This window comes from Sphaerobacter sp., assembly GCF_019683595.1.
In the GTDB taxonomy this organism is placed as follows: Bacteria; Chloroflexota; Chloroflexia; order Thermomicrobiales; family Thermomicrobiaceae; genus Sphaerobacter.
In genome coordinates this window covers 1-11,646 of the sequence record NZ_JADGHZ010000111.1, presented here as the reverse complement: position 1 = coordinate 11,646, position 11,646 = coordinate 1, and the positions used below count along the sequence as shown (strand labels likewise).

9 protein-coding genes are annotated in these 11,646 nt (G+C 67.9%); 3 read left to right on the top strand and 6 right to left on the bottom strand.

The genetic code is table 11. From position 1 onward, the window contains the following. Window positions 1–536 precede the first annotated feature (536 nt). The 5 genes from IRZ30_RS11775 to IRZ30_RS11755 form a co-directional block, all read right to left on the bottom strand. Complete coding sequence (locus tag IRZ30_RS11775; protein ID WP_294085346.1) at window positions 537–1,859, bottom strand: dihydrolipoamide acetyltransferase family protein; 1,323 nt, start codon at window positions 1,857–1,859, stop codon at window positions 537–539. Window positions 1,860–1,898: 39 nt separating this feature from the next. Further along, window positions 1,899–2,894: an alpha-ketoacid dehydrogenase subunit beta gene (locus tag IRZ30_RS11770; RefSeq protein ID WP_294085345.1), complete on the bottom strand. Its 996-nt coding sequence runs from the start codon at window positions 2,892–2,894 to the stop codon at window positions 1,899–1,901. Window positions 2,895–2,934: 40 nt separating this feature from the next. Then, the gene (gene pdhA / locus IRZ30_RS11765; RefSeq protein WP_294085343.1) at window positions 2,935–3,945 is read right to left on the bottom strand and encodes a pyruvate dehydrogenase (acetyl-transferring) E1 component subunit alpha; all 1,011 of its coding nucleotides are present in this window, start codon (window positions 3,943–3,945) and stop codon (window positions 2,935–2,937) included. Between the two features lie 231 nt (window positions 3,946–4,176). Continuing rightward, a complete protein-coding gene (locus IRZ30_RS11760; RefSeq protein WP_294085341.1) occupies window positions 4,177–4,680 on the bottom strand; it encodes an adenosine-specific kinase in 504 nt (167 codons plus the stop codon). A gap of 209 nt (window positions 4,681–4,889) precedes the next feature. Next, a complete protein-coding gene (locus IRZ30_RS11755) occupies window positions 4,890–6,509 on the bottom strand; it encodes an MFS transporter (RefSeq protein ID WP_294085339.1) in 1,620 nt (539 codons plus the stop codon). A 529-nt stretch (window positions 6,510–7,038) separates the two neighbouring features. On the opposite strand from IRZ30_RS11755, the gene pyk reads away from it, so the two are divergent. Further along, the gene (pyk, locus tag IRZ30_RS11750; protein ID WP_294085337.1) at window positions 7,039–8,469 is read left to right on the top strand and encodes a pyruvate kinase; all 1,431 of its coding nucleotides are present in this window, start codon (window positions 7,039–7,041) and stop codon (window positions 8,467–8,469) included. Window positions 8,470–8,852: 383 nt separating this feature from the next. On the opposite strand, the gene IRZ30_RS11745 is transcribed toward pyk, so the two are convergent. After that, complete coding sequence (locus IRZ30_RS11745; protein WP_294085335.1) at window positions 8,853–9,698, bottom strand: MBL fold metallo-hydrolase; 846 nt, start codon at window positions 9,696–9,698, stop codon at window positions 8,853–8,855. 173 nt (window positions 9,699–9,871) lie between these two features. Between IRZ30_RS11745 and IRZ30_RS11740 the strand changes: the two genes are divergently transcribed. Further along, window positions 9,872–10,978, top strand: coding sequence for an ATP-binding protein (locus IRZ30_RS11740; protein ID WP_294085333.1), 1,107 nt, complete (start codon window positions 9,872–9,874; stop codon window positions 10,976–10,978). 3 nt (window positions 10,979–10,981) lie between these two features. After that, window positions 10,982–11,646: response regulator transcription factor (locus IRZ30_RS11735; protein WP_294085331.1), on the top strand; the 665-nt coding region annotated here is incomplete at its 3' end.

Sequence of the window (11,646 nt, the reverse complement as noted above, 5' to 3'; positions counted from 1 at the left end):
GGGGGGGGGGGGCGGGGGGGCCTCCCCCCCGCCCCCGCGCCGCGATCCGGGATCCGTCACACCACCCAGCCCCGGGGAACGTGCAAGCGGACCACTCACCCACGGTCCAACAGCCACCACGGCGATCGATCATTGTCTCTAGGGCACAAGAATGGGGCACAAAAACGCGATCCCGACGAGCCTCGTGGTTTCCGACGCCATCCTGCCGGTCTCTCCCACTCCGGGTTTCCTCATCGGATTCCCGTATGGCCCGTACCGACGACCGCATCATCGTTGCCTCTGATGCGATCAACCTCCCCGGTTTCCCGGTTTGGTCTGGAACTTCCACATCGGTTGGCCGATCTGGAAGTGCGCCGGCCCTTCGAACAACTCCTCGGGACCGCATAATCAGAGTAGCACTGCGGTGCCCGTCTGTCAACCCCCTTAGCCCATGAATTGGTGAATTCGGGTTTGGGCGGGGCGAGCTTGCCAAAATGCGCGACTGGGGCGGAAAACCCGCCCCAGTCGGATGCGTCGGATGAGCTGGGCCCGCGATGCTAGCTGATCGCCAGCAGCATCGGCTTCTCGAGGTACCGCTTGACCTCGGCCAGGAAGCGCGCCGCCTCGGCACCGTCGGTGACCCGGTGGTCCGCCGAGATGGTGATGCGCATCAGGTCGACCGGCACGAACGCGCCGTCCTGGTACACCGGCTCCTTGCGGATGCTGCCGATCGCCAGGATCGCCGCCTGCGGCGGGTTGATCACCGCGATGAAGCTCTCGACGTCGTACATGCCGAGGTTGCTGATGGTGAAGGTGCCGCCCTGGTACTCCTCGGGGCGCAGGCCACCCTCGCGGGCGCGCTGGATCAGGTCCTTGGTGATCGTCGCGATCTCGCCCAGCGACTTGCGGTCGGTGTCCGGGATGAACGGGGTGATCAGCCCGCCCTCCACCGCGACGGCGATGGCGATGTCGATCCGCTCGTAGACGCGCACCTGGTCGCCCGCGAAGCTCGCGTTGAGCATCGGGAACTTGCGCAGCGCCAGCGCCGTGGCTCGCACGATCAAGTCGTTGACCGAGACCTTCTGCTCCGCCTCGACCTGCTCGTTGATCTGCTGGCGCAGGGCCAGCGCCGCGCCCATGTCCACCGTGGTGGTGACGTAGAAGTGGGGCGCCTGGAAGCTCTCGGTCATGCGACGGGCGATGGTCTGGCGCATGCGCGAGAGGTCGCGCAGCTCGCTCGGCGGCGCGCCCGCTGGCGCGGCCACTGCTGCGGGAGCCGCGACCGGCGCGACCGGGGCAGCAGCGGGCTCGGCCGGAGCCGCCGGTTCGGGCGCAACCGCGGGAGCGGCCGGGCGGCCGATCAGCGGCATGATGTCTTCCTTGACGATCCGCCCGCCGGGGCCGGAGCCTGCGACGGTGCTCAGATCGATGCCGTGCTCAGCGGCCAGACGGCGGACCAGCGGCGAGGCGCGCACGCGCTCGCCCGGCGCGCGTTCGACCACCTGCGCCACCGGCTGGGGCTGGGGCTCCGGCTGCGGCGCCTCGCGGACACCGTCGGTGGGGCTGGGGGCGGCAGCGGCGCCGGCTTCGGGCACCGTCGCTTCGGTCCGCGCCGGGGTCTCCGGCACGTCGATCGGCTCGTCCGGGTCGCCGACAATGGCGATCGCCTCACCCACCGGGACGGTCTGGCCCTCGCTGACGAGGTGCTTGCGGACGACGCCGGACTCGAACGACTCGATCTCGAGGTTGACCTTGTCGGTCTCGATCTCGGCGATCGGCTCGCCCCGCTCGACCCGTTCGCCCTCCTGCTTCAGCCAGCGCAGGAGCGTCCCTGCATCCATGTCGTAGCCCATCTGGGGCATCACGACCGTCTTGGCCATCCGTTGCTCCTCTGCTCGATGCTGTGCTGATCCGGCGCGTCAGCGGGCTGCCGCGAGATCGCGGTACAACACCTCACGGACCGCCGCCACCACCTCGTCCTTGCCGGGAATGACCAGCCGTTCGAGGTTCTTGGCGTACGGCATCGGCACCTCGACGCTCCCGACCCGTGCGATCGGGGCGTCCAGATAGTCGAACGCCTGCTCCTGGACCGCCGCCGCGATCTCCGCGCCCATGCCCAGGGTCCGCCAGCTCTCCTCGACGATGACCAGCCGGTTGGTCTTCTGCACCGAGCGGACGACGGTGTCGGTGTCGAGCGGGCGCAGCACCCGCATGTCGATCACCTCGGCCTCGATCCCCTCGCGCGCCAGTTCCTCCGCGGCGCCCATCGCCAGGTAGTAGCCGCGCGACCAGGAGACAATGGTGACATCGGTTCCCTCGCGGCGAACCTCCGCGCCTTCCAGCGGCAGCAGGTATTCGCCCTCTGGCACCTCGCCCCGGTTACGGTAGATCAGCGAGTGCTCGATGAACATCACCGGGTCGTCGCTGCGGATGGCAGACTTCAAGAACCCCTTGGCGTCCTTCGGGGTCGCCGGCATGACCACCCGCAGCCCGGGCACGTGCGCGTACCACGCCTCAAAGGTCTGCGAGTGGGTCGCGCCCAACTGCCCCCAGCCGGAGGCGGTCCGGATCACGATCGGCACCGTGAACTGGCCGTTGAACATGTAGTGGATCTTGGCGGCGTGGTTGACGATCTGGTCCATCGCCAGCAGGCTGAAGTTGATCGTCATCAACTCGACCACCGGGCGCAGCCCGCCCATGGCTGCCCCGTTGGCGAGCCCCACGATCGCCAGCTCGGAGATCGGGGTGTCCCTCACCCGCTTCCTGCCGTACTCCTGCAGGAAGCCGCGGGTGACCACGTAGGAGCCTTCGTAGGCCCCGATGTCCTCGCCCATGAGGAAGACGCGCTCGTCGCGGTCCATCTCTTCGCGGAGGGCCTCCCGGAGCGCGTCGCGGTAAGTAATCTCTCGCGCCATGTCGCCTGTCGTCTCCCCTGCTCCGAGCGATGCGGTCGCTCTAGCGTACCGCTACCGGCTCCGTGTACACGTAATCGGTCAACGTGGACGGATCCGGCACCGGGCTCTCATCGGCGAAGCGCACCGCTTCCTCCATCTGCGCATCGACCTCGCTGTCGATGGCATTCAGCTCATCCTCGGTCGCCACCCCCTCGGCGAGGAGCTTGCCGCGGAAGCGGAGGATCGGATCCTCCCGCCGCCACTCCTCGACCTCTTCCTTGGTGCGATACGCCTCGGGGTCGGCCATCGAGTGGCCGCGGAAGCGGTAGGTCAGCGCCTCAAGGAAAAACGGGCCATTGCCCGCGCGGCAGTGGTCAAGCGCCTTCTTGACCGCCTCCCGCACTTCCAGCACGTCCTGGCCGTCGATCCGCTCCGCCGGGATGTCGTAGGCAATCGCCTTCTTCGCCATCTCCCGCACCGCGGAGGCGTACTCGACGGCGGTGCCCATGCCGTACTGGTTGTTCTCACAGATGAAGAGAACCGGTAGCTTCCAGAGGGACGCGAAGTTGAGCGACTCGTGGAAGGCACCGTTGTTCGTCGCCCCATCACCGAAGAAGCAGAGGACGACGTAGTTCTGTTCGAGGTACTGGCTGGCCAGCGCCAGGCCGGTCGCGATCGGCAGGTGACCCGCGACGATCGCGTAGCCGCCCCAGAAGTTGTGCTCGGGGTCGGCAAAGTGCATCGAGCCGCCGCGGCCACCGGCGACGCCCGTGGAGCGGCCGAAGAGCTCGGCCATCAGCCGACGCGGGTCGGTCCCCAACGCGATCGCATAGCCATGATCGCGATAGTGGGTCACGACGTGATCGCGGTCTTCCATGGCATCGATGGCGCCGACGGCGATCGCCTCTTCGCCGATATACAGATGCAGGAACCCGCCGATCTTGCCGTGCGCGTACTGCTCCGCCGCCCGCTCCTCGAATTTCCTAATCGCCACCATCTGCCGGTAGAGATGGAGCAGGTCATCCTTCCCCAGCGTCAGATCCTTGGTTCGGCTGCCGTCTGGGCTTGTCATACCTACACTGCCTCCAGACTATGACGCTGTACGTGCCCAGGGGAATGCTCCGGAGTGCTGCTGGTCGGCGGGGTCTCCTCGCCCCATCACCGTCCCGGCCCGCGGGCACGAGCCGCACACGCATTCAACTCCGGATTCTACCCCAACACGTGAGGCAGAGCCACGCAAATGCGGCCCTTTCTCATCCAAACCGTAGCAATATGGATGCTCGCCCGGCTTCTCGTTGGCCGCTTAGGCACTCCCGGGGCCCAGCTTGTAGCCGAACCGACGAAGCAGATCCTGTCGCGCCCGAACCTGCTCCGGGGTCTCCACCCCAAGCGGCTTGTACCCGTCCACCACGCCGAGCACTGCCCGGCCCTCGCCCACGTCCGCCAGGATGACTTCCGTTGGGTTGGCCGTGGCGCAGAAAATGGTGCAGACCTCCTGCACGGCGCGCACGGCGGGAAGGACGTTGATCGGGTACGCGTTGCGCAGCATGATGAGGAAGCAGTGCCCCGCGGCGATGCCCAGCACGTTCTTTTGGGCCAGCGCGATCAACTCCTCGTCCGTCCCGCTCCAGCGCACCAAGCGGTCGCCGGACGCCTCGCTGAACGCGAGGCCGAACTGGATGCCCGGCACGCTGCCGACGAGCGCCTCATGGAGATCCTCGACCGTCTTAATGAAGTGGCTCTGCCCGAAGATGATGTTGACGTCGTCCGGCTTCTCGATGCGGTAGCTGGTGAGTTCGATCGGCATACCGCCCTCCCCTCGCTGAGCCGCCGCCTCGCACCGCGGCCCGGGACACCCTCCTGCGTCATCCTATCATGGTTCTCGCGATGCGGACGCTGCCGCTCGGATTCCGTTTCGGCACGTGATCTACCCGGGGTCAGGGTCGGGCGCAAAAGACAGAGCGCCTGCCGTACGCGGCAGGCGCTCGTCCGGTGACCGCGTGGGGTGCGGGGCGGTTAGCGCCCTTCGAGAGCCAGATCCTCCTGCTCTTCGATGCCGTAGATCCGCCGGTGCCGGACCGTGACCACCGCGCTGATCACGACGACGAGCAGCGCCAAGATACGGAAGAACCACTGGACGTTGAGGGTCTCCGTGTTCAGCGTCGGCATCAGGAACTGGTCCGCCGCCACCAGCGCCACGATGGTCAGGCCGACCAGGGAGCCGAAGATGGCCGGCGAGTACCCCCGCTGGCGCGTCTCGATCCCCTCGATCGTGTTGTCCTTCGTCTCCCGCAGCAGGAGCGAGCCGACGATGAAGGTGATGGCCGCCACCGTGACCGGGTAGATCAGGCCCACGTACGGCGCGTACTGCGACAGGGAGCTGTTGTCCTGCGCGGCGACGACCAGCGCCGTGGCGATCAGCGGGAGGAAGCCACCGAAATAGCCGTTCCCGATGTGATACGGGAGCGACACCGAGGTGTAGCGGACCCGCGCCGGGAACGACTCGACGAGGAAGGCGGCGATCGGGCCGTAGACCATCGTCACGAAGAGGACCAGCACGAAGACGCAGAAGATGAGGACCACCGGGTTGTAGTCACCCCCGGCCGGCGTGTTGTGCCGCATCAGGACGAAGACCGGGATGGTGAAGATCGCGGCGAGCAGGTTCCCCGCCATCATCACCGTCTTGCGGCCGAAGCGGTCGGAGAGGGCACCGAAGACGATGAAGAACGGGGTGCCGAGTGCCAGCCCGATGGCGACGATCCAGTTCGTGTCGACGAAGGGCACGCCCGCCGTCGACTCGTTCTGCAACCAGCTCAGCGTGTAGAACTGGCCCGTGTACCAGACCACCGCCTGCCCGGCAGCCGCGCCCCAGAGGACCAGCAGGATCGTCTGCCACTTCGCCTTGCTGCCGAAGCTCTCCATGACCGGCGCCTTGGACGTCTGACCCGCGTCCTTGATCTTGGTGAAGAGCGGCGACTCCTTCAGGCGGAGCCGGATGAAGAGCGACACTGCGACCAGGAAGATCGAGAGCAGGAACGGAACGCGCCAGCCCCAACTCTCCCACGACGACTGCGACATCGACTCACGCACGGCCAGGATGACGAGCAGGGACAGGAACAGGCCGAGCGTCGCGGTCGTCTGGATGAAGCTGGTGTAGAAGCCTCGCTTGTTGTCGGGTACGTGCTCGGCGACGTAGACGGCGGCGCCACCGTACTCGCCGCCGAGGGCAAGGCCCTGGAGAACACGAATCGTGACGAGCAAGATCGGCGCGAAAATACCGATGGTGCCGTAGCCGGGCAGGAGACCGATGACGAACGTCGCCCCGCCCATGATCAAGAGCGTGACCAGGAACGCGTACTTGCGGCCGACCAGGTCGCCGATGCGGCCGAAGAAGAGCGCGCCGAAGGGACGCGCCGCGAACCCGGCCCCGAAGGTCGCCAGCGTGGCGAGCAGGGCGGCTACTTGATTACCGCTGGGATAGAAGTGCAGGGATATGACCGCAGCCAGGCTGCCGAAGATATAGAAGTCGTACCACTCGATCATCGTGCCCACGGCCGAGGCGCCGATGATCCGAAAGATGCTGGCATCCCCTCGACGATCCGCGGGTGTGGACGCTGAAAGTGCCCCGCTGGACATACGGTTCCTCCTCCTGTGTCACTGCGTGCCGGAACGCTTATCTGCAGCGAGTCACCGCGGTAGTCTCCGACAAGGCCAGGAACCCATGCCCCGCCGAGTGGCCTGCACGGCTGCAGCAGGGTGTCAGGCGAGCGAGTCCCCATACCCGGCCCGCCGGCCCGCTCACGCACGGGACATGTCCATGGGCTGCTCTCCAGGCTCTGGCGCACCTCCCATCCATGCGAACTCATGTGAACACGGTGATGGATTGTCGCGAGTAAGGCTATTCTAGCGACAATTCCCTAAGAATGCAACAACTTCACGGTTAATGAGTACGCGCCCAGTTCTCGGTGCGCGAGAACAGTGATTTTCGCTCTGTGAAGTTTTTCACCTACACGGGGCGATGGCCGACGCGCGTCGTCCCACTGTCGGCCCGATTTCCGGCCGCTCTACCGGGCACGACCAGTGCGTGGTATCGTGGATGCCGGGCCATCGAAAAGCAGGCGCAGCGCGATCCCGCCCGGCGGGTTAGTTGAGGAGTACCAGCATCGTGAACGTCCCACGCCGCGCCCGAAAGACCAAGATCGTGGCAACGATCGGCCCCGCCTCCTGGGATGCGCAGACGCTGGAGCGCATGATCCGCGCTGGCGCCGACGTGATCCGCATCAACACCGCCCACACTGCCGTCGAGGAACGCTACGCGATTGTGCGGATCATCCGCGCCGTCGCGCGCGAGACCGGCTGCCACGTCGGCATCCTGCAGGACCTGGCCGGCCCCAAACCACGCACCGGCCCGGCCGCGGACGGCGAGGCGATCATGTTGGAGCGGGGCGCGCTGGTCCGGCTGACGGCGGGCGACGATCCCCTGGAGCCCGATCGCATCTCGATCGACGATCCGGAGTTGGTCGGCGCGCTGGGCGCCGGGCAGCGGGTGCTGATGAGCGACGGCCTGATCGAACTGATCGTCACCGCGCGTCAGGGAGACAGTGTGACGGCGCGCGTGGTGCGCGGCGGGCGCCTGCGCGGCCGCCAGGGCGTCACCGTGCCGGGTGTACCGGCGCCGGCTCGCACGCTCTCAGCCACCGAGGCGACCGACATCGCCTTCGCCGCGGAGCACGACCTGGAATACCTCGGCGTGAGCTTCGTCACGGCCCCGGCGGACATCATCATGGTCCGCGACGAGCTGCGCCGGCACGGCGGCCGCGCCGCGGTGGTCGCCAAGATCGAGCGTCCCGAGGCGCTGCGCGCCATCCACGAGATTAGCCACGTGGCCGACGCGCTCATGGTCGCTCGGGGGGATCTGGGCGTGCAGCTCCAGCCGGAGGAGGTACCGATCGCCCAGACGCACATCATCGAGGTGGCGCGATCCCACGGGAAACCGGTGATCATCGCCACGCAGATGCTGGAGTCGATGACCAGTCAGCCGCTGCCGACGCGCGCCGAGACGAGCGATGTCGCCCATGCCGTGCTCGACGGAGTCGACGCGGTCATGCTCTCGGGTGAGACGGCGACCGGCAAGTACCCGGTGGAGGCCGTCGAGATGATGGACCGCATCGCCCGCACGGTGGAGACCGCCTTCCCAGTGAGCCCACGGCCGCAGAGCGACCGAGCCGACACGATCGCCTCAACTATGGCCCGCGCTGCCAGCGACCTCGCCCGCCGCTCGACGCTGGTCAACTTGATTGCCGTCATCACCCGCAGCGGCTACTCCGCCCGCGAGGTGGCCCGCGAGCGGCCGGCCGTCCCGATCGTCGCCGTGACCAACAGCGAGTTCGTCGCGAACCAGCTCGCGCTGGTGTGGGGCGTGGAGACGGTAGTGATGGAGTTCGCCAGCGACACCGAGACGCTGGTCCACGATATCGGTGAGCAACTCGTCGCCACCGGCCACGCGCACCCCGGGATGCACGCGCTCTTCGTCGGCAGCCTCACCGTCTACCACGAGCCAGGGCACGTCGACGTGCTCCATCTCCGCCGGTTGTGACGCGGGACACGTCACGCGGTGAGGAGTCGTCGCCCCCGGCGTGTTCTTTGAGTGTCACACGGGGAAATCAAGCGGTTCTCGGACACAAAAAAACGATCCCGACGAGCCTGCGTTTCGACGCTATCCCACCAGCCGATACGTTCCCGGCTTGCCGGCGAGCGCCGGCTGCCCTGGTTCGCTCGTGCCAGCGACCGCTCCCCAGCTTCCTGGTTCGCGGCCGACCGCCCCGGCTTCCCGGTTGGGTCGGGATCAGCCCCGAGGGTGGGCCCCGGTAGCTGTGCGTCGATCCATCGGTCGACTCCTCGGGATCGTGTATGTACAGTACCACACGTGTGCCGGCTTGTCAACCCTTTGGGTTCAAACGCACGCGGATGATGGCGGCTCTAACGGACCAGCCGGTACGTCGCCTGCTCGTCCGCGCCCTCCTGGACGACGCGCCCGTCCTCGATCAGTTTCTCCAGGTGCGCGTACACCGTCGCCCGGGCTGCGAACACGTTCCGTGGGGCCAGGTCGGGATAGATGCGCGCGACGAGGTCGGGGATGGTGGTGACTCCGGCGGCCAGGTGCCGGGCGATCTCCTCCTCGCGCGCCAGGCGGTGCTCGATGTAGCGCCGCAGCGTGGCCGGGCCGTCCTCAATCACCGGGCCGTGTCCCGGCAGCAGCCGGGTGACACCGCGGTCGAGCAGGCGCTGGAGCGACGCCAGGTAGGCGCGCATGCTGCCGAAAGGCGGGAAAATGCCGACCGTGCCGCGCCCGTGTACCAGATCCCCCGCGAGCGTCACACCGGTGGTGCGCTCGACGAAGACGATATGCCCCGCGGCGTGCCCCGGCGTCAGCACCGCGTCGAAGACCAACCCGGCGACCTCGACGGTCTGCCCATCGGCCAGGTAGTGGTCCACGGGAAGGGGCTCTTTCAGCCGCTCGGCGACTGGCAGGTCGTCCGGATGCAGCCAGATCGGCGCGCCCGTCGCCTCGCGCAGCGCCGCCGCCCCGGCGGCATGATCGACGTGGGCGTGGGTTAGGAGGATATCGCGCACCGGTGGGTTACCCAGCCGCGCCAGCGCGGCCAGGATCGTCTCGGTCCCCGCCGCCGACCCGGGGTCGACGACCACGGCCGGGCCTCCCTCCGCGGGGGAGTGGATGATGTAGGCGTTCGTCTCTTCTTCCATGATGCCGTCGTTGGGCACCGGCACGCTGATGATCTTGCTCGCGATGTCCACGGTCTCCACTGGCCGTTCTCCTCCGAGCCGGAGCACATCCCCACGCCGGAGCAGCACCGCTCCGCTCTCTGGTCATGCTACCAGACCCGTCCAGCGCGGCTTCGCCCGACTCGGGCTATCATTGTGCCAGTGGGCCTGGCACGCCGCGAGCGGGGCGAGCGTATCAGGCATGGAGGACGTCGATGGCCGTGACGACCGGGCTCACCAAGCAGACCACCGCCGACCTGGACGACCTGGTGCGCGGTCTCTTCAGGCCGCTGAGCCTCGATGACCTGCTCACCGCACTCCCTGGGCTGCTGAGCGCGGCACTCGGCGACGGGCTGGAGTGGCATGTGACACTCGCGGCGGACGACGGCCCCTTCGAGGCCCCGGCGCCTGCGGATGCCCCCTGGCAGGTCGCCCTGCCGCTCCGCCATGACGGGCACCTCCTCGGTGCCATCGTCGCCGGCAGCCGGAGGGGCGACCCACCCGCCTGGTGGGACGACGCCCGCGCCGGGCGTGCCGCGTCCCTGATCGCGGCCGCGATCGACCATCACCAGCGCGCGGCACGTCCCGCGGGCCGGCTGGCGAGCCAGGGCGCCCACCTGCGGTCGGATCTGGCGGCGATCCTCTCCCACGAGATGCGCACACCGCTGGCGTCGATCAAGGGCTACGCCTCGGCCTTACTCCTCGAGGACGCCTACTGGGACGAAGAGACCCGGCGCGAGTTCTTGCTGGCCATCGACGCCGAAACCGACCACCTGACGCAACTGATCGAAGACGTGCTCGACGCCTCGATCATCGAGGCCGGCGCGCTACGGATCGAGCCGGAGCCGATCCTGCTGCCGCACATGGTCCGCCGCGCCATCGACAAGCTCGCACTCCGCACCGATCGCCACCGCTTCGTCCTCTCCTTCCCGCCCGACTTCCCGGCGGTGATGGCCGACGCGCTGCGGATCGATCAGGTGCTGAGCAACCTGCTGGACAACGCCGTCAAGTACTCGCCGCAGGGCGGACTGATCGTCGTGAGCGGCCGGGTCGCGGGGGATGAGGTGGTCATCAGCGTCGCCGACCAGGGGATCGGGATCGCGCCCGAGCACCTGAACAAGCTGTTCGAGCGGTACTTCCGCGCCAGCACGAACGGCCGCCGTGTGGCCGGCACCGGTCTGGGGCTGCCGATTTCCGACGCCATCATCCGCGCGCACGGCGGCCGTATCTGGGCCGAGAGCACCGTTGGGCAGGGGACGGTCTTCTCCTTTACCCTGCCGCTGGCGCCCCGCACGACCGAGCCAGACACGGAAGGGAGCTAGCGCGTGCCGTCGTCGACACACCACGCCACGATCCTGGTCGTCGAAGACGAGCCGCGCCTGGTCCGTCTTATCGAATCGATCCTCCGCACCGCCGACTACCGGGTACTGACCGCCGGCACCGGAGCCGACGCGCTGGAGATGGTCGCGCTGGAGGCGCCCGACCTGATCCTGCTTGACCTCCTGCTGCCCGGCGATATCGACGGCTTCGACGTCTGCCGCCGCGTCCGCGAGTTCTCCGACGTACCAATCATTATGCTGACGGCCCGGACCCAGGAGACGGACAAGCTCCGGGGCTTCGAGCTCGGCGCCGACGACTACGTGACCAAGCCCTTCAGCGCCAAGGAGTTGCTGGCTCGTGTCCAGGCGGTGCTGCGCCGCAGCCGCGGCTTCACCGCCGGGCCGGCGCGCCTCACGGTCGGCGATCTGGTCATCGACCTGGCCGCCCACCGAGTGACGCGCGACGGCGAGGATATCCACCTGACGCCGACCGAGTTCCGGCTGCTCGTGGCACTGGCGCGCCGGCCGGGCCGCGTCATCCCGCACGATCAACTCCTGACCGAGGTCTGGGGTGCGGAGTACCGCGACGAGGTGGAATACCTGCGCACCTACATGCGCTACCTGCGTCAGAAGCTCGAACGCAACCCCACCCGCCCCACCCATCTCCTCCC